The following is a 22,192-nucleotide window of genomic DNA, read 5'->3' as shown; positions in this document are numbered from 1 at the left end:
ATGAGTATCGGTGTGTGCTATCCGGACAAATATGCTGTTGAAGAGGCATTCCAGCTCCTCAAGGTGCCGTGGGACTGGTATGTACCCGGACAGCAGTACGATGTCGTGATCGCCCGCAAAGCTGATGTACCGGGCTGCACGGAAAACCTCATCGATCTAACGGGCAATGACATTTTTAAAAAAATCAGCGATCTGCTCACAACCGGTCAGCCCCATCTCCACGAACCGGTGTGCGATCTCCTGATTGACACTCTCCGGCAGGAACTGAAAAAATACACGATCCTTGTGGAGATCCCTCCCGCGCCATGGGGGCACCCATACATGGTGGCCCTTACTCATGACGTTGATATCACTTCCGTCAGGGAATGCCGTATTCTCACGGTGGGCCATGCGGCATACCAGTGTTTTAAACAAGGGAAGTTCCGTGCCGGCTTTAACCTGTTTTGTGCCAAGTGCGGGATTGGACCGGATCCCTGGTCACTCTTTGAACACTGGAAGACCCTTGAGAATCGGCTTGATGTTCGTTCAACTTTCTTTTTCGTACCCCAAAAGGATGACCCGGGCGTGCGGGCGCACCCGTACCGGGCGGTCGTGTATGACATTAAAGAGAAAACGGATTTACTGCGCGATCTGGATCATGGCGGATGGGAAGCCGGTGTTCATGGCATTGATAATTGGGCTGACGCACAACGCGGAAGACAGGAAATGGCAGCACTTGGGCTTGAGGGAAAGACGCCCGGCAACCGGACGCACTGGCTCCTTTTTGACCAGAACAGCTGGAAAGTACTGGATGAAGCGGGGTACTCATATGATACGACATTCGGGTACAATGACGATGCCGGTTTCCGTGCGGGTACCCTGCAGGTATACCGGCCGCGCACTGCAGAGACGCTCCTGGAACTCCCTCTCCACATCCAGGACATCGGGCTCTTTGGGAACTTTTGCTGGGCGCCCACTGACAATGGCTGGGTGAAAACGCCGTGCATGCATCTCGATGAACACGCGGCACGCGTGTACTGTGACCGTATTTTTGATTATGCAAAAAGATTTGGGGGGACTGTGACGATACTCTGGCACTACGAGAACCTGATACCTCCTCGGGACTGGTCCCGGTTGTATAAGGATCTGGTAAAACGGGCTCAGGCTGACGGTGCGTGGGTAACAACTGCAGGAGCGGTGGTGGAGTGGTTTAAAGAACGGAGAGAAACGGGTATTGAATATGGCAGGGGTAAAAACATTATAACGATCAAAATCAGCAATCGGCCTTCCGGCCAAAACCCGCCGATGTTTGTGCGGGTTTTTATAGATCCAGTCCGGGTAGCGAATATCGATACTGAATATAGAGTTAGTGAGGATTACATCGATATTCGCTGTACCCGACCGGAAATAACGGTGGCTCTCCTATGAGAGTCCTGCTGACCGATGGCAATTTCAAGCATACTCTGGCAGCGGTGCGCTCACTTGGGAAAAAAGGCAATGAGGTCACTGTTCTTTCGCACCTTTCTTTCAGCATCTCATTTTATTCTAAATATTGTCATCATCACGTTATTGCACCAGATCCTGAGAAAGATCCACAGTTTGCAGCATTCCTGCTCGAATATGTCAAAAAAAATCATATAGACGTCCTGCTGCCGGTCAGTTTCGCCGCAGTAATGCAAGTCGTCCATATCCGCCACGAATTGGAAAAATACGTAAAAATTCCCCTTGCAGAGGATGGGGCATTGGATATTGCAGGCAGCAAGGACCGGACCATCCAGTTCGCAGAAAAGATCGGGATCCGCATCCCGAAAACATGGTATCCCCGCACTGAAGCCGACGTTGAGACCATTGCACACGAGGTTTCCTATCCAGCGGTGATCAAAGGATCGGAAGAATCAGGATTTGTCCGGTATGCAAACTCCCCAGGTGAATTATCAGAAAAATACCGGATGATCTCCCGACATTCACCGGTTATTCAGGAATATATTACCGGTGAAGGGTATGGTTTTTTCGCTCTTTATAATCACGGATCTGCCCGGGCGATCTTCATGCACAAACGGGTTCGCGAGTACCCGGTTACGGGGGGTCCGAGTGCTTTTGCAGAGAGTGTGTACGTGCCGGCATTACGGGACGCGGGCCTGCGCATTCTTAACAGCCTGCATTGGCATGGCGTAGCAATGGTGGAATTCAAGAAAGATGAAAAAACCGGGGATTTTGTACTGATGGAGATCAATCCCAAGTTCTGGGGGTCGCTTGGACTCTCCATTGCATCAGGAGTAGATTTTCCCACTCTTACCAGCACTATGGCCGTTGAAGGGGATATTGATCCGGTATGCCAGTACGAAACCGGCGTGAGATACCGATGGCTCTTCCCGGCCGATCTCTTCCATGTGATGACCAATCCCCGTGCGCTCCCGCAGTTTATCCGGGATTTTGGGGATCTGACTATCCGGTACGACTTGGATATCCATGATCCTGCCCCCACCTTTATCCAGATGGGCATGACGTTTGCGGAATTTGTGTTACGGCTCAAACAGAAACGGTTCTGGAGACCACATGGACGACCTTATTGCTGATTTCCACATCCATTCAAAATACTCCCATGATTCGCTGATGTTACCGAAGAGTATTGTAAAACGGGCAAAAAAAGTTGGGCTTACCTGTGTTGCGATAACGGATCATAATACAATACGGGGAGGGATCGAGGGGAAAAAGTATGAACGTACCTATGGCGTTGAGGTGATCGTTGGCGCTGAGATTAAGACCGATTGCGGGGATATTATCGGACTTAATCTCAATGATGAGATAGGCGTTACCGGATGGCGTGAGGTTATCAAGGGGATACGGTTGCAGGGGGGCACGGTCGTGCTGCCGCATCCTTATCGCGATCATTCCCATATTGAAGAGATTTCACCGTGCGTGGATTTTATTGAGATCTGGAATGCCCGAAGTTCTCCTCAGGAAAACGCCCGGGCGGAACAGCTCGCCGGTCACATGAACAAAAAGAGGATGATGGGAAGTGATGCACATATATATGGGGAAATTGGACTGGTGAAGAGCCGCGTGGCTCCGGAATCACTTGAACTCACGGAAATGCTTTGCAGAGAACTCAGCCAGCCCTGGGACATCCAAAAGAGCCAGATCATTAGTCATGTAAAACGGGGAGATTTTGCAGCACTCGTTATTCAGGGAGGGAGTTTCCTATGGCGAAGAATCACCTGATTGTGCTATCGGATCATTACCTTACGTTTGTCAAGGACCAGATAGAGATACTCTCGGAATCTTTTGAAGCAATACATGTGTTTATCCCGTATAATCCCCTCACGGAACTATCCCGTATCCTACCTTTGAGATACCTGAAACAGTACCGGGAAAAAAACCTTGTTGATTCCACAGACATTCCACTCAATATCCATCTCCACACGATCCCTCTCATCTACCCACCGGTCGTGTTTCAGTCAACCTCGTTTGGAGACCGATATTTCCACGAAATTGAAGCCTTTATCGGGAGAAACGATATTTGCGTTGATCTCATCCATGCGCATTTTACCTGGCCAAATGGATATGCCGGCGCACGGCTTAAGGAGCGACTCGCGGTTCCGCTTATTATTACGGCCCACGGATACGATATTTATGATCTTCCGTTCCGTTCCAAGCAGTGGAATCAGCGGATAACAGAGATATTGAATACAGCTGACCATATTATTACGGTAAGTGGCAAGAATCAGGCCTGTATCCAAAACCTGCATGTCCATACGTCTGTATCGGTTATTCCCAACGGATTTCGCAGGGATCTCTTTTTTCCGAGGTCTGCTTTGGATTGCCGGAAACACTTGGGTTTGCCAGATAAGAATAAGTGTCTTGTCTCTATTGGAAATATCGTAAAAGAGAAAGGTTATTCATATTTTGTGGATGCTGTCGCGGATCTGGAAAAAAAAGATTTCAGGCTCCGGTGTTACCTTATCGGGCGGGGCCCGTTCGCCAGGACACTCTCCCGACAGATAAAACGATTGGGCCTAGAAGAATCGATCACCCTTATCGGGGGGCGTCCCCATCATGAGATTCCCCTGTGGATCGGCGCCTGTGATGCATTCGTGCTGCCCAGCCTTATGGAAGGAAATCCCACGGTGATGTTTGAATGTCTTGGCTGCGGCCGACCATTTATCGGAACCCGGGTCGGAGGGATACCGGAGGTGATCTCTTCAACAAAGTATGGTCTTCTTGTTGACCCAGGCAATCCTTTGGGTCTATCGAACGCAATACAATGTGCCCTTGAAAAAACATGGGATCAGGAGCCAATTGTTGCATATTCAGAACAATTTACCTGGAAACGGCTCTGCGAGAAGATCAATGCAATATACCAGTCTGCAGGACCCTGAACTTCTCGTTTGTTTTACACGAATGCGAGAGGTATTGTGCTGAACAAAACCAGGGAATGCAATAATGTGGACAGCAGGGGAGACCCCGGAGAACTCGCTACGATAAGAATAAGAAAGTACAAGTAATCAGCGATGGCTATACCAGTCAAGTGTTTTTGCCAGTCCCTGTTTTATTGAATATTCCGGGGCAAATTTTAATTTCGAACGGGCCCTGCTGACATCGGCAACGGAATGAAGGATGTCCCCTTTCCTCGGAGGAATATATTGCGGATCCAATGTGGAGCCGGTCAAATCGCGGAGCAAACCGACAAGTACGTTGAGAGAAATCTGTTCCCCTCCTGCGATGTTAAAAATTCCTTCAATGCTGCTCTCCATACCCAGAATGTTTGCTCGGACCACGTCATCGATAAAAACAAAGTCCCGGGTTTGTTGTCCATCACCAAAAATGACCGGGGACTCGTTGTTCAGCATGCGGGTGATAAACTTGGGAATTACTGCAGCATATTCGGAATGGGGATCCTGACGGTCACCAAACACATTGAAATAACGCAGGCAGAGGGTGGGCAGACCATACAGGGACGAAAAAACGCTGCAATAGTATTCACCGGTAATTTTTGTTATTGCATAGGGGGAGAGTGGAGCCGGGAGCATATCCTCTCTTTTGGGTAACGCAGGGCTGTCCCCGTATACAGCAGCGGATGAAGCAAATACCACTTTTTTTATTCCACTATCCCGAGCGGCAAGAAGGATGTTTAACGTACCAGTACTGTTCACCTCATGCGTGTGTACAGGATCTCTGAGGGATTGTTGTACTGATGTAATTGCAGCCTCATGAAAAACCCCGTCCGCACCGCTGAACGTGTTTTTCAAAAGAACCGGGTCGGTCACACTCCCGCTCACAAAAGTGACGGCGCCTGAATTGTGGAGCCTGATGATATTCTCTAGTGTGCCACTAGACAGATCGTCAATAATTACTACTTCATCGCCTCGTTGTGCTAAAAAATCCACGATATGGGAACCGATAAATCCGCAGCCACCGGTAATTACATATTTCATTTCCCACTCCGTTTATGATAATGATGCGTGGTTTTCCTTATTATACAGGCCGGGTTTAAGTAGATAACTATTAAGAACGCCTCGTTTGATAAGAGGCTAGCTGTTCCGGATACATCCCGGTATTTCAGGACTGCGAATTGCTGCAGAACACATTAATTTTACTCAAATCCGCATCGTCAGTATCTCGGAATAACGTCATGACTATCCGATATCCCTTCATAGCCTGATTCCAGTAATGTAAGTTGCCGGATCTTTTCATAGATAGAATAAACGCGGCTGTAATAAACTGTATTAAAAAGAGCATAAAAAAAACCGGGTTCATTAAATGTTGTCCGAAACATTTTCTGATTGCATACCTCCGGTAACCGAGCATCATAACAAACCGTGCGACTGGCGGGATCCGATCATCCGGAGAAATCCGGTGAATCAGTCGGGCAGGATACACCATGATTAGTTTTTTTCCTTCACGGAATAAGCCGTAAGAGAAGATCATATCCTCTCCGAGAGCATACCGGGTGAGGTGCTCATCAAAGGAGTTACCATTCCTGAAGATTTCTGCTCGGTACGCCATATTGCAGCCACTGAGCCATTGTGCCGGGATATGCGACGTATCTTTTTTGAGGAAGAGCGGCGACAGGGCCTCCCCGGTCCTTGAGACTGAAGGACAAATGAGAGTCGCGGGCACCAGCACCGGATTTAATCCGCTTATTATCCAAAGCAGGAATTTCTCATATACTGATCGTGAATAATACCCGGTTGGGATAAAGCCAGTGGTCCCGGATATTTCGGGGCAGCGGGAAAAAACCGATTCTATTGACTCAAGGTACTGTTTTTCAAGGGTTACATCGTCATCGAGGAAAAGGATAATCTCGGTAATATCAGGGATTTTTTTAATGCCCGTATTTCGTGCAGCAGGCAATCCTGAATGGGGGCAGGGTGAATGAGAATAAATCAGATTCACCGGCGTTGACGCAGCATAGTCACGCACAAGAATTTCGGTATCATCAGAAGTACTATCATCTACAATAACAACAGAATCCGGAAGGAAAGACTGTTGAAATACCGATTCCAGGGTGATCTTCAGATCGTTCGGGCGGTTTTTCGTACAGATGATAATGGACAGTACTGAGAGGGGCATGGGATTCAGGATCTCACAGGATTTTCGCAATCTATCAATTCCTATTGCAGGGGTATTTGTTGAAACTATGCTTATATTTCAAAGACGAATCCACGATTCCGGTAGTAAGTCCGTGGTATCGATCCCCTGTGCTGCAAACCATCTTTTTGGAGCGATAACAATTTTTTGGGGATTTGTGGAAAGCCATGCACTCCACCAGCTGAACGAACTGTTTGCAATGATATGGTGTTGACACAAGCTCATCAGTCGCATATCTTCATAATCTTTATCTGGTCCGTTGAAATCAACAATTGTCGAGGGGTGACCGGTATTTATATTATCGCGAACCCACAAGGGATCATCTGAAAAAATAAAAAAACGGGGATTTATTACATTTTTTTCGATAATGCGTATGGCCCCGCGGTAATACTCAAGTGAGCAGGTCCCGTGATAGGCATTGGTCGTGGAATTCGACACATAATCCCCCCGGCGGACGTGGAGATTCACAGATTCGCAGGATCTGATTTCATCAGCCATTTTCTCATTGGGGTTGTCGGGTTCTGTCACAGGAGTAAATTCAGACCGGATGAGATGTTCAATATTCTTGAAATATTTTTCGCTCTGCCAGTAGCCTTCAAGATAAACATCGTTTTTGCATTTCAGGATATTGGGATCATAGAAGAAATGAGGTTCCCGGTAAATGTTTCTCTGATAATAGGGCACGGAGTACACGACCAGATTTCCCATGGCACGGAGTACCCCGGTTCGGCTATGAAATTTAACCTCCTCAATTTCAGGGACAGATGCAATATCTGCATGAATGGCGAAGTGATCAAGACGGTACGTCCACAGGGTATAGTCTTTAAATCCCGAGATATCCAGTTTCAGCGGGACATGATGCATGCATGACAGGCGCCGGCCGATGGCATACTGGAACATCTGGTTGCCTAGGCCGCCAACAAGACGTGTGATGATCACGGTCCACCAGCGTCCAGAAGATTTGCATATACTGTCTCATACGATTGCGCGATCCGTTCCCAGCTGAATTTCTCGGTCCATGCCTCGTATCCTGCCTCCTGCATACGGGTACGCTGTTCTTTATTGCTACAGAATGCTTCAAGAACCCGGACGGATCCTACGATATCCGCCCGTGAGTAACCCCGGGAATCTTTTATAGTGGGGAGCAGTTCCCCGGCATGCGACCATCCAATGATCTCGCGGGCATTTCCTACATCTGTTGTGAGAAACGGCGTCTTCGATGCCATGCACTCGAACAGCACAATCGGGGAGCACTCAATATGGGAGGGGAACAAGAACATGTCTGATGTTTTGTACAGAGCGACGGTCTGCTTCCGGGAGAGAGCGCGTACCAGCAGCTGCCGGCCCCTGATCCGGTTCAACGGGTTGAGCCGGAAGAGCAGCTCCCGTAGTTTACAGGACCAGTAACAGAACTGGGAGAATACATTGCCCACGATAATAAATGTCACGTGGTCCAGCTTTGCCCGGCTAAATATCCTGATCGCCTCGGCATGCCCTTTGAGACCCGTATGCGATCCCACATGCAAGATGAGGAAATGATCTTCCGGGAGTTTAAGGTCTTTGCGGATATCTGTTTCATCCGGTGAGAGAAATTCCTCTGCTGACGCGCCGTTGGGGATGATCATAAAATTTTTGATTCCGGCCATACGTGCAAACTCGCAATCCTGGTAGGATTCTGAAAGAAAAATATTCATGTCATACTGTTTCATCCAGTCTTTCATTTTCTCAAAATAGACGGCATATGCCGGGTGGTGCAATGCAGAAAAACCCGTCGGTACAAAGACTATTTTTGCCGTGATCTTCCCTAACAATGGCAGCATGAGATCCGTCGCCCATTGTTGTGCCGCAAAATTGGTGATGATGTCAAAATCGGAATGCAATAAAAAGTCCTGGTAGGATTGAGTATCCCCATGAATCCCGCTTACATAATTACCAGAGATCGCGAATTCCTGTATGGTGACACCATTAATCGAACGGGATTTCCGTGCAGGATCACGGGATGTCGCCACGGTTACCTGATGGCCCCGTTTGACCAGATGTTCCGAGATCTGCTTCACTACCTCCTGCATCCCGCCGGCGGATGGATCATAGGATTCTACGGTGTGGAGGATTTTCATTTTACTTTATCTACCTGACTTCAGATTAGATACGTACAGTTTTTATTTATTCTGTCGGAAATAACAGAGATAATTCCACCAAAATCTGCCAGTATTCACAAATGAAGGATACATTTTTTTTGACCATATTGCGTGATTAAATGCGAGGGGATATTTTTTTTGTTTGAGTAAAAATTTCATCTGGGTATTTGCACTTACGGCAAATGTCTTCATAAAACGGACATAGTATTTCTTTTTGAGACGAGGGGGCAGATATTCCTGGTATGTATTTATTATATAGTAGATATCCTCATATTTTTTGTTAATCAATTCAACAGAGTTGTTTTGATTATTTGATCCTGAGCCTAGATGAGTACGATATGCCAAAAGGGGTTTTTTAACATATCCAATCGGTCCATCCAATGCTATTCGAAGCCACATATCCCAATCCACGGTGTGCATAACATGAGGATGAAAACCACCGAGTTTTTCGTATTTTTCTCTTGATACAACAGAGGATGTTGAATAGATGAAATTATCCAATAATAATAATTTAAATGCATCTTTGATAATGCCATCGGGAAAATCCGGAATAGCCGGTATAAATGTATAAAAGGGCTCGTCATTTTCATCAATATGGATTGCCTGGGAAAAGATCAGGTTTGCTTCTGGATGTTGGTCGATAAATTGCTGGTAGGAACTGTAAAATCCCGGCAAAACCATATCATCGTCATGAAGGATATGTACCCACTTTCCATACGCTTTTCTGATGCAGGTCGACCAGTTTTCCTGAAAGCCGACTTGAACTGGTTGCCGATAATAAGAAACTCTGCCATCGCCAATTTCTTTGACCAGTTCTGCAACGTTTAATTCCGGGGATGAGAAATTATCAATAACCTCAATTTGCATGAATTCCGGGCCGGGATCCTGATCAAGAACGCTTTTAATTGTTTTTCCCAGATAATTTACACGATTATACGTTGGGATCATTACACTCCAAAAAGGTCTGTGGATCTTTTCAGGAAGTGGATCTATCTTCGGATAACAGATTGTATTCATTAAGTCACCAGATCCCCAAAATCATACCAACGCCTTAATGAATTCTTGCATTATTGTATTAATATATGCCCGGATACACTCCTATCCATAACAGTTTATTCATCACGATATCGGTGTTCACAAGAGCACCCGGTGCCCGGTACTTCATATCTGCGTACGCCGGCTGTTTGGGAAGATTTCCCCCAAAGAGCATCCATGCGATCTTGTGATTCTCCAAGTATCGGACAATATCATCACGCATAAATTGTGCACCTTCCCGGACTATAATGGGAAACCCAAACCAGCTGGGATTCGCGTGCAGTGCTGCAAGAAGAAGAATCAAATACTTTCAATTCGAAAACAGAAAATCCGCCTTTGATATATCCTCCATTCCCCGGGGGTTTTCCAAGAATATAGTCACGCGATCCTTATCAACCTCCAGAACACCAAATCGTCTCACCGGTTGTGCAGCGGTAAGAGTGCCAATAGTGCCCCCGATTTCTCATGAAACCGGATTACCTTTTTTATATCCGCATTGGATACGCCGTCACCGTAGGTTAACATGAACCGTTCATTCTCTATATATATCTGGATACGTTTCACTCGTCCGCCGGTCATGGTACTGTCACCGGTATCGGTCAAGGAAATTTTCCAGAGTTTTGAGGAATTCTCGTGGGTTTCATTCATGTTCTTTTTATGTCTGTGGTGACATCGGGTATATGGAGGTAATAATTGGCAAAATACTCTTTGATCATATAGCCTTTATATCCCGGGAAGATGATGAACTCATTAAAAACGTCGTAGGAATAAATTTTCACTATCCCATCAAATGGGCATCCCCCCAATCACTACTATGGATTTTGGTTTGGCACCTGTTTCCTCACCCAAGCGTGCCCAGTCCTCCGGCAAGGATTACCACTTTCTTGAGTACCACCCAAGTAATCAATCTGATGTGTTTCTTTTAATCAATTATCACACTAAATTCTTTTCCAGAATTCTGGTATTGCATCTCTCATATCATAAGGTACATTAAACCATTTATCCGGACAGTATACTTTTTTGTCTTTGTTCGTGCATAACCATGCACTCCACCAGCTGAATGAACTATTCGCAATGATATGGTGCCTGCACAGGCTCATCAGCCGAAGATCCTTATGAGGTTCATCGGGGCCGTTTATTGTAACGAATGAAAGCGGATACGGAATGGAAAAATTTTGCTGTACCCAGTCCGGATCATCCGAGAAAACAAAAAAGTGAGGATCAGAAACATATTTGCTGATATCCTTTACTGCTCTCTGATAATAATCCAAGGAACACGTTCCGTGATACGCATTGGTTTGCGGGTTGGTCACGTAGTCGCCCCTTCGGAAATGTATACTCACGGATTCCGTCCCTGCTATGGCACGTGCGATTTCAACGTTCTTCTGGTCCATTTCTGCTTTGACCGTGAAATCTTTCTGCAGGAGATCCACAATATCAGCAAAATATTTGTAACTTCCCCAATATCCATCAAGGTAAGCATTGTCAGTAATTTTCAGGATATTTGGATCAAAAAGGTTTGATCGTTCTTTAACGTATTTTCGTTTATAATACGGTGAAAAGAGACCGGTAAGATTATGTAATTTTTTCAATTCACGACGATTCAACTCGATGTAGTACGGCAGGAAGGATGCGACTTCTTTATCGGTTGCGATTTTTTCAACAATATTGAATTTTCCTAATTGGTATGACCATAATAGATAGGATTGATATCCTGAAATATCCAGTTTTAACTCAACATTATTCAGGAATGATATTTTACGTCCCAATGCATACTGGTATAACTGGTTACCCAAGCCTCCCTTAAGTCGTACAATAATCATATAATCAATTCACCAGATTTTACATTGTCATTCGTTTCAATCACCACTAATAAATGGTAGTTGCATTTTCGTCAATATATTTTTAATATCACTGGTGAGTTTCTTGTCCAGCGTGAATAAAATGATAAAGTAAACGAGTGCACCCATCAGGACGATTGTAAATAGATTCGTGAAATCCTGAATTTTAACATAAGACGTAGACGCTATGATAACGCAGGCCATCACCATTGAAGATCCTATCATATACCCGATCGATCTTAACTCAAGAGGTACTGTAACTACTGGTTTGAGAAAAGCATACGCGAGGCCTGCATTGATTAACATGGTGAGCAACATTGCCGCAGCCGCACCGGTAATACCGAAAACCGGAATGAGCACAATATTAAGAATAATATTAAGAATTGCGGATATCAGCGTGACATAAAACGAGTACCTGGGTTTATCAATTCCATTCAGGCACATGGTGAAAAGATACATGAAAATATTTGCAATCTGGGCAAACAGCAGGATAATCAGACAGCTGCTACCGGATTGAAACGATGCGCCATACAGGAAATACATTAATTTATCAGAAAGCAATACCCCCCCGGCGGTGACGGGGATCGCAAGGATAAGACAATACGTAATTGCCTTTGAAAGAGTCAATTGGATCATCGCAATGTCATTCTCAGCGTGCCACCGGCTTATCCTGGGAAACAACACAGAATTGAATACGGTAACGGTAACGGCGGAGAATGCCGCCAGCTGGAATGCTATCCGATAAATACCAACCTCCTCTGAATTCAAAAAATAACCGATGAGAATAGTATCGGCATATGAAAACATGAGAACCCCCCCGGAAGAAAGGAATGTCCAGAACGCAAACGTCGACATATCTTTAAAATGATTGAAATTGCATTTCGTCAATTTCAACCGGATAAATTTAAAGTTTATTACCGCAGACGCGATCATCCCTGTGATGAATCCTGCGATAAGGCCTCCCAAACCCCATCCCACAAAAACAGCTAATACCTGGATTACGAGTTTTACCATAGTATTGATGAAATTACTGGTCTGACTTATACCAATCCGGGCAGTCCCTAACACATCGATTGCGCAAATTCCATTAATCGATCCAACTGTGAGCGTTATAATAAATAAATAAAACAATTCTGAATTGGTTATTCCAACCAAATAGGGAGACATGATAATAAATATAACAATAGATATCCCCAGCAAAACAAATCTCAAAATAATACTTGCAGTAAAAAATTCATTGGGGTTTTTTCCCTCGCTAATCCTTTTAATTGAAGCTCCCCCAAAACCCCCGTCACTGATGACGTCAAAAATGCCAAAATATGCGGTAAACAGATAAAAAGATCCCAAGATCGCAGGACCGAGAAAATGTGCGAAATATATGGTAGCCAAGTACCCGATAGCGGTAACTCCAATCAATGATACAAATGAAATTAACGATTGCCTTTGTATTGGCCCGATACTCATCACACGGGAAAGAACGTTATCGATAATGTGCACAGATATCCTCTTTATGATAGGCCAATCAAGTATTTCTGCGATTCTGTAGGGTGGGAACCAGAAAAGCAGACTAAATCAGGTAAACCGTTATTTGAAACAATCTTTCTTCAGTCAATAAAAAAATTGTGGCTATGTAAATAATTCATACTTTTTCACCTTTCAATCGGGGAATCCAGAAATGATGTAATTTGAACCAATAAATATAGGGTATCATGAAAAACTGTTTAAAAAAACCATTTCTCTTAAATAATCTATCGCAACAGAGATAATCCAGCATAATTTCTTTAAACTGGAATAACTCCACTTGTGAATGTTCCACCGTAAAAAGAGGGGTGGTTTGATCCGTCAGCCAGTATGGGTCACTCAGAATACCATCAGCTTTCGAGATTTCATACAATTCAGTACCCGGATAAACCGCAAGGGCTGCTAAATTTGTGTAGTATATATATTTAATTCGCTGCAGCTTCTGGACAAACTTTGCGGTGCTTTTGACAGTTTCCTCAGTTTCACCAGGAAGACCCACGATAAGGAATGCCGTTAACTCAATTTTTGTTCCCTTAAATAAATTGAAAGCTTTGATTACATCATCCCGGGTAATTCCCTTATGACACTTTTTCAGGATGTTTTCATCGGCACTTTCCAGTCCAAATAGAACTTGGGTAAAATTCGCCTGGTCAAGTTTTATCACCATCTCTCGTGTGATAGGTTTACATCGCCCACTACAGGTAAACTTCAGGTTGATGTTCCGCGAAATAATTTCATCACAGAATTCGATCACTCTTCCGGGATTTAAGAAAAACGAATCATCGTGAATCCATATGGATTTCAGTTGAGGAAATTTTTTTATCAGCCATTCGATTTCCGCAATTACATTCTTGATGGATCGGGCACGGACCCTCCGCTTTGTAAGAGGATTTAAACAACAGAAACTGCAATTATTAGGACATCCCCTGGAAGTGATAATACATGCTGATTCCCGTTCTTCAGTAAAGAATGCTTCGTGTTTGGGGAAGGGTAGTACATCGAGATTTTCAATAGGCTCTCGATCCACGGTTCTGACCACAATACCATCTTTGGAATAGGCAATTCCACGAGTGTTGCCTAAGGGGATTCCGTTAAGAGCGAAGGAGTTCATTAATTCAGCAAATGTAATTTCGCCTTCCCCAAGTACAGCAATAACATAAGGATATTTTTTCAATATCTGATCATACATAACCGTGGTATGGATCCCACCGATAACAATTTTAATATCCGGATAATGGATATGGAGATATTCTATTGTCTGAAAACTGCTGACCCGATTGGGTGTGAGTATCTGAAGCCCAATAACCTCCGGCTTGAATACGGTAATTGTGTCAATAAGACGGGATAAACAAATAGCATAAGGATGATTATTTAAAAATAAACTGGTGACACGATGTCCTTGGGACTCTAGATATGAATGAATATACGCAAGACCCAACGGGTAATGGTTTGAGTCATTACACTTAATGTCAAGGTTCTTATCAATACCCATTGAGGATAATGACACTTCCTCCCAACTTGTGGTTATAAGTAATATCCGTTTCCAGGCACTAGTCATTACATTACTCCTGTGAACATATATTTCAAAACCCAAGACCCTCTTCTCTTGTTGCATTGTGGCATAAACCTAGCCATACTCTGAATAAATTGAGAACCGTATCGCGGAACGTATGGTACGGCTCCAGCGGTCCGCCAAGCTTGTATCTCTTGCGTAAGTGGCTGACGCGGATAGCGATGCGGTCGAAAGACATAGGGATGAGCGTTCCTGTGATTCTGTAATGGTATGCGGTGATGGTGAATTAAAGTTTCATCCCCATGATCTCTGAAAAAAGACCATTGAGATTGACTGGCAGAAGATAGATGGAATTGAAACCGTACTCCTCCCGGTATGCCTGTGATTGGACAGGGAGCACTTTTTGAAGACCGCAGGGGCATGGGTCTCCTCCGTAAGCATTCCAGAGGCTCTCTTCCTTGGATGGGACAGGGGTGAACTTGGGATACGCAAATGGTGCCGGCAATCACACACTTCTCTACGTTCTCTTGCCGTGCCGCCTCGAACACTTCGATACCCGTGATCGCATTGTCGTGGGAGAGCTGGGCAGGGTATGTATAATCAAATCAGATTCCCCAATAAAACCATTATCTCATTAGACAGCCTTTCGGCATGACATTGGTCAATACATTTTCATAATATAAATTTTCATGATACCGTGGATACGATCCCCATTCCACGTTATCATGATGTTTATTACCAATGCAGTTACGGATATTTTTTTACTTTTGGGATCATTGAATATATTCAGAAAATAGGGATGCGTCCTGAGGAACCAGAAAAATATGATTAACATAAATAAAGAGACTAAAATATATGTGGCGGGTCATCGGGGAATGGTCGGATCTGCCATTATCCGCGAACTCGGAAAAAGAGGATACGAAAAAATACTCACAGCCTCACATGCGCAACTGGATTTATGCAATCAAAGGGATGTGAACCATTTTTTTAACATCAATAAACCCGAAGTTGTCTTTATTGCTGCAGCCCGCGTAGGAGGGATAAATGCAAACCGATTGCACCCGGCGGAATTCCTTTATGAAAACTGCATGATCCAGTCAAACCTCCTTCATGCAAGCTGCGAATATAAAACAAAAAAAGTAATCTTCCTGGGCAGTTCGTGTATTTATCCTCGTGAATGTCCTCAACCCATGAAAGAAGAATACCTGATGACCGGTCCACTGGAACCCACGAATGAGGGATATGCCCTTGCAAAGATCAGTGGAGTAAAAATGGCACAGTATTACCATCAGCAATATGGAATGGAGGTTCTTTGCCCGATTCCCTGCAACCTATATGGCACAAATGATCATTTTAACCTTGAAACCGCTCATGTGCTTGCTGCATTGGTAAAAAGATTTGTTGATGCCAAAAAAAACGGGGATTCAAAAATAACATTATGGGGGACTGGATCCGCCCGACGCGAATTCCTGCATGTCGACGATTTTTCACGCGCGCTGATGGTGCTTCTGGAAAGATGGGGAAAACCGGATATTATCAATGTTGGATCCGGTACGGATATTTCCATTTACGATCTTGCATGTAAGATCAAGAACAAAGTAGGATTCAATGGTGAAATCATATGGGACACATCAATGCCCGATGGAATGCCCAGAAAATGTCTGGACGTTACGAATATCAAAAATTTAGGATTTTCACCCATCATTTCTCTTGAGGATGGAATTATGTCAATGATCGATCAGTACAGAGCGATCCGTTCATTTCAGGGAATTAACAAAGAAAAAAGGTGAGATGATGATCCCCTTAATGAAAAATACCTTTCTTCATGAATCTCAAACAAAAAAAGCACTTTCGGATTTTATTTTACGAACAGAAAGGCTGAGCATGGGTTCTGAATGTTTAGCATTTGAAAAACAATTTGCAGCATATCAAAACTCGCGTGAAGCAGTACTATTCAACAGCGGAGGAAGTGCAAATCTTGCACTTATCCAGTCCCTGAAAAATCTAAATTTTTTGAAAGACGGTTCAAAAGTGGGTTTTTCTGCGCTAACCTGGTCCACAAATGTAATGCCCATCATCCAAATGAATATGATACCGGTTCCCGTGGATGTTGATGTTAGAACATTAAATGTCATGTCAGATACCCTTCTGGAACGTCTTGAATCGGATACTTTGGACGCATTGTTTCTCACAAATGCACTCGGATTTACTGGAGACCTCCCGCAAATCCGAAAAATCTGTAAGGAACAGGATATAATCCTGATTGAAGATAACTGTGAATCCCTTGGAACCGAACTCCCCTCAGGAAAAGCGGGAAATTTTGGCTTTGCCGCAACATTCTCATTTTTTGTCGCACATCACATGTCGACGATTGAAGGGGGATTGGTAGCGACAAATAACCGTGAGTTAGCGGAAATGCTCAGAATTGTTCGTGCAAACGGATGGGATAGAAATCTGGATGCAGTACAGCAAACCACCCTCCGTACGAGATTTGGGATAGAAAATGAATTTGATGCAAAGTATACGTTTTATGATCTGGGGTATAACCTGAGGCCGACTGAAATTACCGGCTTTCTGGGACAGTATCAGATTCAGTTTCTTGAGGAGAATATCAAAATCCGTGAAAATAATTACCAGATCCTTGAGCAGGAAGTTCAAGGAAACACAGAACTGATCACACCGGAACATGCTCATATAACCAGACTATCCAGCTTCGCATTCCCGGTGATATGCCGGACATCTGCAATAAGAGAGAAGTATATTGCCCGTTTTTCATCTTCTAATATCGAAGTGCGGCCTATGATCGCAGGAAACATTCAGAGACAGCCATTTTACTCCAAATATGTGCGCAATATCTATGATCTGCCAAGCACAGAATTTATTCATAAATGCGGTTTTTATTGTGGGAATTATCCCGAATTATCTGATGAGGACTTGGAAACAGTTCGTTCCTGTATTAAAAAATAAGGGGAACTACAGGAGGGGGTTTGTTTTTATAACAATGAAAGGATTCATCCATTTCATTCCTCCCGGAAAATAGGGGACAGGTTCTCCTTTGAGGTAAGAGAATCTCAAAATTAATAAATATCCCATTAATCTTTTAACCACCAGCGGGGGCAAATTTTTTTGGCCAGACCGGCATCCCCTTCCCCTATTGGTGAGAGCCCCACAGCCCTCATATCCGCATCCACCATGATCTTCACGAGATCTGCAAATTTAATTGTCGGCTCCCAGTCAAGAATCTGCGCAGACTTTTTCGCATCAGCAATGAGTACCTCCACTTCGGTCGGCCGGAAATATCGCGGATCGATCCGCACGTGTTCTTCAACGTCAAGCCCCGCATAATTAAACGATTCGTGCAGGAACTCGCGAACGGAATGTGTCTCACCAGTACCGATCACAAAATCATCCGCTTTTTCCTGCTGGACGATCCGCCACATGCACTCGACGTACTCCGGGGCAAATCCCCAGTCCCGCTTTGCGTCAAGATTTCCCAAGTAGAGATATTTCTCCTTTCCTGCAAGAATCCTGGCAATTGCCCGGGTGATCTTGCGGGTGACAAAAGTCTCTCCTCTGCGCGGAGACTCGTGGTTGAAAAGGATTCCATTAGCGGCAAAGAGATTATACCCCTCCCGGTAGTTCCGGGTCATCCAGTAGGAATAGACCTTTGCGCAGGCATAGGGGCTGCGTGGGTGGAAAGTGGTCGACTCATGCTGGGGCGGCACGGCAGCGCCGAACATCTCGCTTGACGATGCCTGGTAAAACTTTACGTGGTTGTTGCTCCGGCGGATTGCCTCCAGCAACCGGGTCGTGCCAAGGGCAGTGACGTTACCGGTATACTCCGGAGTATCGAAACTGACCCGGACATGGCTCTGCGCACCCAGATGGTAGACTTCATCCGGGCGGATATTGTACATTATGTTTGCGATCTGTTCGGAATCTGAGAGGTCGCCGTAATGAAGAAAGAGACGGGCATCAGGATCATGCGGATCGACATAAATGGAATCGATCCGGCTTGTATTAAAGGTGGATGACCGCCGTACCATTCCGTGGACTTCGTATCCTTTCGATAGCAGCAGTTCGGCAAGATACGACCCGTCCTGACCAGTGATACCGGTGATGAAGGCTATTTTTGTCATGATGCATCAGTGTAATTACATATAAAATCCACAAAAATTTCAAAGTATTGGGTACTTGTTCAGAAGACCCGGAAAATCAAAGCGGGATCGTTCATGGTGAAAAGAGCTCAAAGAAAAAGCCTCAGCCGTGGTTGACCTTTTTTGTTCAAACCCCTTCGACGATAAAATCCCAATTATTTTATGATAATTGCTTATACCTGAAAGAATAATGGAAAAAATTAATAGAGAACATTTACTCCAATTATAGCGCCAGGAGCGGTCCGTGAAATACTGAATGCTGCGCCAGCTGACGGCTTGATTTCAATGGTAAACACATCGTTTGCAATAATTTGATGGGTCGGTTTGCAACTGATGGAGAACTGCTCGTTTGGCTGGAGCAGCGGTGAGGCGGTACTAGCATCACCGTTCGGCGCATTCTGAATCCCTGTAATTGCCCACCCACCAGTAGCTGGTTGTTGTATCGTTGCAGAGCTCATATCTGGCTGCGACAATGTTTCCAAGGTGGTTGCATTACTATAGGATATAGCCACCTTTGAGAAGTCGATCGCTGTTCCCCCGGGAGCTAATCCCATGCTGAAGTTAACATACGTAATAGTGTTACCGACAGCTCCGGTGCCAGAGCCTGTACCATATACGTTTCCAACGATCTCCAGGGTCGAACTTGTCTGTTCAACACTGGTGTGCACGGTCTGCTGTGCCTTCTGGGTCGTGAAGAACCCGGCACCCAACACTACATAGGCGAACACCGCCGCAACGACGACGAATGCGACCAGCACAATCGCTGCCTCAAGGCCGGTGAATCCCCGGTCATCTGATCTGAACAAATTCATCAATTCACCTTTATAATTCATGTCATGCCATATAACAGATTGTTCGGACTTTTTCTCTATGTAAGTCAGTCTTTGTCAAAAAAACGTTTAAAACTTTCCTTATATTTTGAAAACTTTCCTTATATAATTATTATTTGTGATTCTTTAAATTAATATATAATAATGGTATTTAAATTAGGAGGCGTCAGGGCATTTGGTGCCGCCAAGATGCGGTTCAAGTCTGCCGTATTTTAAAACAAAGTGGTATGATATTCAGGCATATTTTCTCCAGGAATAGAAAACGGAGATTTGCAGGGTTTCCGGCAATGACTACAATATCAGGGGGGTGAGAAGGAGTCCCGCAATGCCCTCGGTTGGCCGATATCCTGCCAATCGAACGATGTTATTCTCCAATCGAAAAAACCCGATTTTTGTTGCAAGACTCTTTCGAATGGCCACGCAACCGTAAGCCTCAGCCGTGATTTGAACACGGGGCCTGCTGATTACAAGTCAGCCGCTCTGCCAACTAAGCCACTGAGGCGCCATATACCATAGATTTTTTATGATAAAAAAGATGGTGCTCTCCCGAGAACGGCCGGAGAAGAAATTCTGGAGAAAAAAATTCACAGGACACCCGTTGTCATGGGCCTGCCGGGACACTTTCAATCGCGATGCCACGGGGAAACACATTATACCGACCAGCGCATAAATTCCTCCACAGATGGCACAACTCACCGTGGACATCGGAGGGAGCCCGGGCATCAACTGCCGGGGTTTCTGCGAATACTGTTATTTCAAAAAAGTCCGGGGTGTGCAGCCGCTCGGGTGCAGGTATTGCCTGCCGTTCAAAAAAGGGTGCGACTATTGTACCCGGGGCGTCAAGGAAGAATACGCCGGGTTCAAGGACCTCAAGACCATCGCGGATGAGACCCTTGCAAACCTCCAGTCAAAGCAGGGAGAGATCGAGCGGATCACGATCAGCGGCGGGGGCGATCCCAGCTGTTACCCGCGGTTTGCGGAACTCATCGAACTTCTCGGCAGCACGGAAGCCCCGCTCCATATCGGGTACACGAGCGGGAAGGGCTGGGACGATCCCGCGATTGCCGACCTCCTGATCGAGAACGGGCTCACGGAGATCTCCTTCACGGTCTTTGCCACCGATCTGAAACTCCGGAAGAAGTACATGCACGACCCGACCCCCGAGGCCTCGCTTGCGATCCTCGAACGGCTCTGCGGTGCAGCGGATGTCTATGCAGCAGCGGTCGTCCTCCCCGGGGTCAATGATGGCAAAGTACTGGAGGAGACCTGTAGGTGGCTCCAGGACCGGGGGGCAAAGGGCCTGATCCTGATGCGGTTTGCGAACAACGCCGACCAGGGGCTCATCCTCGGGAACGGCCCGGTCATGAGTAAACAGAAAGTCCAGAGCGTCGAGTCGTTCCGTGACATGATCACGGACCTCAGCAAAAAGTTCACCATGAAAATATCCGGCACGCCGCTCTGGGACCCGGAGATCGGCTCGCCGTTCGCGATCCTTGATGAGCCGGCCCTGCTTGCAAAACTCCCCCGGGTCACAAAAAGGGCGAGCGTAATCAGCGGGAATATTGCCACGCCGTTCATCGATGCTGTTCTTTCCGCGTGCGGGTCGGGGGTGCCGGTCCTTCCGGTCAAAAAGGAGATCGCCTGCCTGATCACCGCTGACGATATCAGGCAGCTCGACCTCTCCACTCTTGAACCCGTCGTGATCATTCCCGGGCGTGCCTTTGTGCACGATGCCGAGGTGCAGGAGATCCTGTCATGCGACGGAACCGATCGTATCGCGGTCCGGGGCCCGGAGATGCTGACTGCGGATGCCGAGACCAGCATGGGAATGACCCGCGATCAGGTACTTACGATGGAAATGGAAGGTTTTGCGGAGTTGATCCAGACAATCAACCGGTACGGAAAATAGATAACTTCCCGGAAAATGATAAATTAGGGGACAGGTTAACATCCAACTTTTTCAAAATATATGACAGAAAAAAGGGATGACCAGGTAACCGGAATAATTTTCAAAAAAAAGTGAATCACCGAAGTAAGATATATGGATTCAGTGTTTGTTCACCAAGTCCGTTCTATCGCAATTTACGAACCCCACAACGGCAGGATTATGGTGAAGGCGAAGTCACTGGAGCATTTGAGGGGGGCAAGTTTCATTCAACAAACACGGTATACTTAATCGCCGGAATGGGATATACCCTAAAATTATAAGAGTGCTGCAGTGATGCCAATCCGGACTCAACAAAACGGCGACTGCAATAAATAGGCCAGCCATTCTTTTTTGATCTCCTCCCTTTCCTCAACACCCTTTTTCAGTTTGTCCAAGATGTTCAGGGAAAGGTAAATTACTCTGACTCCGAGAATGATCCCGAATGTATAATCGGAAACGAAGAAAGATCTGTGAAGGAAACTGATGCTGCGGGAGGGTTACGATCCCCCGATCTCCAGATGCCCCAAAGTGTGAACGCGAGGATGAGTTCAACAACCCTATGAGTCTGGCGCCCTAACCAGCTAGGCCACCGCAGCACAAAAGTGCACAATAAAAAGGCCGTAAAAATTATTAAAGGTATTCATGAGTCGTCGGGATAAA

Annotated in this window: 18 protein-coding genes and 2 tRNA genes; 7 read left to right on the top strand and 13 right to left on the bottom strand. The window is 45.5% G+C overall.

Annotated features, from left to right (window positions below):
* Genes ABSB80_RS08385 through ABSB80_RS08370 form a run of 4 tightly spaced genes read left to right on the top strand, consistent with a single transcriptional unit; the run spans nt 1 to nt 4,358 of the window.
* A complete protein-coding gene (locus ABSB80_RS08385; protein ID WP_428370021.1) occupies nt 1-1,407 on the top strand; it encodes a polysaccharide deacetylase family protein in 1,407 nt (468 codons plus the stop codon).
* Complete coding sequence (locus ABSB80_RS08380; protein WP_428370019.1) at nt 1,404-2,555, top strand: carboxylate--amine ligase; 1,152 nt, start codon at nt 1,404-1,406, stop codon at nt 2,553-2,555. The genes ABSB80_RS08385 and ABSB80_RS08380 overlap by 4 nt, the downstream gene beginning before the upstream one ends.
* The gene (locus ABSB80_RS08375) at nt 2,536-3,201 is read left to right on the top strand and encodes a PHP domain-containing protein (protein WP_428370017.1); all 666 of its coding nucleotides are present in this window, start codon (nt 2,536-2,538) and stop codon (nt 3,199-3,201) included. Before ABSB80_RS08380 ends, ABSB80_RS08375 begins: the two co-directional genes overlap by 20 nt.
* Nucleotides 3,183-4,358 carry a glycosyltransferase gene (locus ABSB80_RS08370; RefSeq protein WP_428370015.1) on the top strand — a complete coding sequence of 392 codons (1,176 nt, stop codon included), beginning with the start codon at nt 3,183-3,185 and terminating at the stop codon, nt 4,356-4,358. The genes ABSB80_RS08375 and ABSB80_RS08370 overlap by 19 nt, the downstream gene beginning before the upstream one ends.
* Before the next feature lie 126 nt (nt 4,359-4,484).
* Here ABSB80_RS08370 and ABSB80_RS08365 read toward each other — a convergent pair whose 3' ends face one another.
* From ABSB80_RS08365 to ABSB80_RS08325, 9 genes are all read right to left on the bottom strand, one after another.
* Nucleotides 4,485-5,414: an SDR family oxidoreductase gene (locus ABSB80_RS08365; RefSeq protein WP_428370013.1), complete on the bottom strand. Its 930-nt coding sequence runs from the start codon at nt 5,412-5,414 to the stop codon at nt 4,485-4,487.
* A gap of 124 nt (nt 5,415-5,538) precedes the next feature.
* Nucleotides 5,539-6,552 carry a glycosyltransferase family 2 protein gene (locus ABSB80_RS08360; protein WP_428370011.1) on the bottom strand — a complete coding sequence of 338 codons (1,014 nt, stop codon included), beginning with the start codon at nt 6,550-6,552 and terminating at the stop codon, nt 5,539-5,541.
* 78 nt (nt 6,553-6,630) lie between these two features.
* A complete protein-coding gene (locus tag ABSB80_RS08355; RefSeq protein ID WP_428370009.1) occupies nt 6,631-7,509 on the bottom strand; it encodes an alpha-1,2-fucosyltransferase in 879 nt (292 codons plus the stop codon).
* A complete protein-coding gene (locus ABSB80_RS08350; protein WP_428370007.1) occupies nt 7,506-8,687 on the bottom strand; it encodes a glycosyltransferase family 4 protein in 1,182 nt (393 codons plus the stop codon). The genes ABSB80_RS08355 and ABSB80_RS08350 overlap by 4 nt, the downstream gene beginning before the upstream one ends.
* A gap of 42 nt (nt 8,688-8,729) precedes the next feature.
* Nucleotides 8,730-9,725 (bottom strand): glycosyltransferase family 2 protein, encoded by a 996-nt coding sequence (locus ABSB80_RS08345; protein ID WP_428370005.1) that lies wholly within the window; start codon nt 9,723-9,725, stop codon nt 8,730-8,732.
* A gap of 58 nt (nt 9,726-9,783) precedes the next feature.
* The gene (locus tag ABSB80_RS08340) at nt 9,784-10,047 is read right to left on the bottom strand and encodes a DegT/DnrJ/EryC1/StrS family aminotransferase (RefSeq protein WP_428370003.1); all 264 of its coding nucleotides are present in this window, start codon (nt 10,045-10,047) and stop codon (nt 9,784-9,786) included.
* A gap of 634 nt (nt 10,048-10,681) precedes the next feature.
* The gene (locus ABSB80_RS08335) at nt 10,682-11,566 is read right to left on the bottom strand and encodes an alpha-1,2-fucosyltransferase (RefSeq protein WP_428370001.1); all 885 of its coding nucleotides are present in this window, start codon (nt 11,564-11,566) and stop codon (nt 10,682-10,684) included.
* A gap of 36 nt (nt 11,567-11,602) precedes the next feature.
* A complete protein-coding gene (locus ABSB80_RS08330) occupies nt 11,603-13,081 on the bottom strand; it encodes a flippase (protein ID WP_428369999.1) in 1,479 nt (492 codons plus the stop codon).
* A gap of 142 nt (nt 13,082-13,223) precedes the next feature.
* Complete coding sequence (locus ABSB80_RS08325; protein WP_428369997.1) at nt 13,224-14,663, bottom strand: B12-binding domain-containing radical SAM protein; 1,440 nt, start codon at nt 14,661-14,663, stop codon at nt 13,224-13,226.
* A gap of 779 nt (nt 14,664-15,442) precedes the next feature.
* On the opposite strand from ABSB80_RS08325, the gene ABSB80_RS08320 reads away from it, so the two are divergent.
* Together ABSB80_RS08320 and ABSB80_RS08315 are read left to right on the top strand one after the other, a co-directional pair.
* Nucleotides 15,443-16,408: a GDP-L-fucose synthase family protein gene (locus ABSB80_RS08320; protein ID WP_428369995.1), complete on the top strand. Its 966-nt coding sequence runs from the start codon at nt 15,443-15,445 to the stop codon at nt 16,406-16,408.
* A gap of 16 nt (nt 16,409-16,424) precedes the next feature.
* A complete protein-coding gene (locus tag ABSB80_RS08315) occupies nt 16,425-17,585 on the top strand; it encodes a DegT/DnrJ/EryC1/StrS family aminotransferase (RefSeq protein WP_428369993.1) in 1,161 nt (386 codons plus the stop codon).
* Nucleotides 17,586-17,710: 125 nt separating this feature from the next.
* On the opposite strand, the gene gmd is transcribed toward ABSB80_RS08315, so the two are convergent.
* The 3 genes from gmd to ABSB80_RS08300 form a co-directional block, all read right to left on the bottom strand.
* Nucleotides 17,711-18,757, bottom strand: coding sequence for a GDP-mannose 4,6-dehydratase (gmd, locus tag ABSB80_RS08310; RefSeq protein WP_428369991.1), 1,047 nt, complete (start codon nt 18,755-18,757; stop codon nt 17,711-17,713).
* A 218-nt stretch (nt 18,758-18,975) separates the two neighbouring features.
* The gene (locus ABSB80_RS08305) at nt 18,976-19,608 is read right to left on the bottom strand and encodes a flagellin (RefSeq protein WP_428369989.1); all 633 of its coding nucleotides are present in this window, start codon (nt 19,606-19,608) and stop codon (nt 18,976-18,978) included.
* 426 nt (nt 19,609-20,034) lie between these two features.
* Nucleotides 20,035-20,107, bottom strand: a tRNA-Thr gene (locus ABSB80_RS08300).
* A 180-nt stretch (nt 20,108-20,287) separates the two neighbouring features.
* Between ABSB80_RS08300 and mmp10 the strand changes: the two genes are divergently transcribed.
* On the top strand, nt 20,288-21,514 hold the full coding sequence (gene mmp10 / locus ABSB80_RS08295; RefSeq protein ID WP_428369987.1) for a methyl coenzyme M reductase-arginine methyltransferase Mmp10: 1,227 nt from the start codon (nt 20,288-20,290) through the stop codon (nt 21,512-21,514).
* A gap of 502 nt (nt 21,515-22,016) precedes the next feature.
* On the opposite strand, the gene ABSB80_RS08290 is transcribed toward mmp10, so the two are convergent.
* Nucleotides 22,017-22,128 (bottom strand) — tRNA-Met (locus ABSB80_RS08290).
* Nucleotides 22,129-22,192 lie beyond the last annotated feature (64 nt).

This window comes from Methanoregula sp., from assembly GCF_050010295.1.
Taxonomy (GTDB): domain Archaea; phylum Halobacteriota; class Methanomicrobia; order Methanomicrobiales; family Methanospirillaceae; genus Methanoregula.
The sequence above is the reverse complement of the archived record's forward strand: the minus strand, read 5'-3'. Positions and strand labels throughout refer to the sequence as shown.

What these genes read in the sequence shown, in the direction of transcription:
- ABSB80_RS08385 (WP_428370021.1), top strand. Translation starts at nt 1, where the DNA reads ATGAGTATCGGTGTGTGCTATCCGGACAAATATGCTGTTGAAGAGGCA.
- ABSB80_RS08380 (WP_428370019.1), top strand. Translation starts at nt 1,404, where the DNA reads ATGAGAGTCCTGCTGACCGATGGCAATTTCAAGCATACTCTGGCAGCG.
- ABSB80_RS08375 (WP_428370017.1), top strand. Translation starts at nt 2,536, where the DNA reads ATGGACGACCTTATTGCTGATTTCCACATCCATTCAAAATACTCCCAT.
- ABSB80_RS08370 (WP_428370015.1), top strand. Translation starts at nt 3,183, where the DNA reads ATGGCGAAGAATCACCTGATTGTGCTATCGGATCATTACCTTACGTTT.
- ABSB80_RS08365 (WP_428370013.1), bottom strand. Translation starts at nt 5,414, where the DNA reads ATGAAATATGTAATTACCGGTGGCTGCGGATTTATCGGTTCCCATATC.
- ABSB80_RS08360 (WP_428370011.1), bottom strand. Translation starts at nt 6,552, where the DNA reads ATGCCCCTCTCAGTACTGTCCATTATCATCTGTACGAAAAACCGCCCG.
- ABSB80_RS08350 (WP_428370007.1), bottom strand. Translation starts at nt 8,687, where the DNA reads ATGAAAATCCTCCACACCGTAGAATCCTATGATCCATCCGCCGGCGGG.
- ABSB80_RS08345 (WP_428370005.1), bottom strand. Translation starts at nt 9,725, where the DNA reads ATGAATACAATCTGTTATCCGAAGATAGATCCACTTCCTGAAAAGATC.
- ABSB80_RS08335 (WP_428370001.1), bottom strand. Translation starts at nt 11,566, where the DNA reads ATGATTATTGTACGACTTAAGGGAGGCTTGGGTAACCAGTTATACCAG.
- ABSB80_RS08325 (WP_428369997.1), bottom strand. Translation starts at nt 14,663, where the DNA reads ATGACTAGTGCCTGGAAACGGATATTACTTATAACCACAAGTTGGGAG.
- ABSB80_RS08320 (WP_428369995.1), top strand. Translation starts at nt 15,443, where the DNA reads ATGATTAACATAAATAAAGAGACTAAAATATATGTGGCGGGTCATCGG.
- ABSB80_RS08315 (WP_428369993.1), top strand. Translation starts at nt 16,425, where the DNA reads ATGAAAAATACCTTTCTTCATGAATCTCAAACAAAAAAAGCACTTTCG.
- gmd (WP_428369991.1), bottom strand. Translation starts at nt 18,757, where the DNA reads ATGACAAAAATAGCCTTCATCACCGGTATCACTGGTCAGGACGGGTCG.
- ABSB80_RS08305 (WP_428369989.1), bottom strand. Translation starts at nt 19,608, where the DNA reads ATGAATTATAAAGGTGAATTGATGAATTTGTTCAGATCAGATGACCGG.
- mmp10 (WP_428369987.1), top strand. Translation starts at nt 20,288, where the DNA reads ATGGCACAACTCACCGTGGACATCGGAGGGAGCCCGGGCATCAACTGC.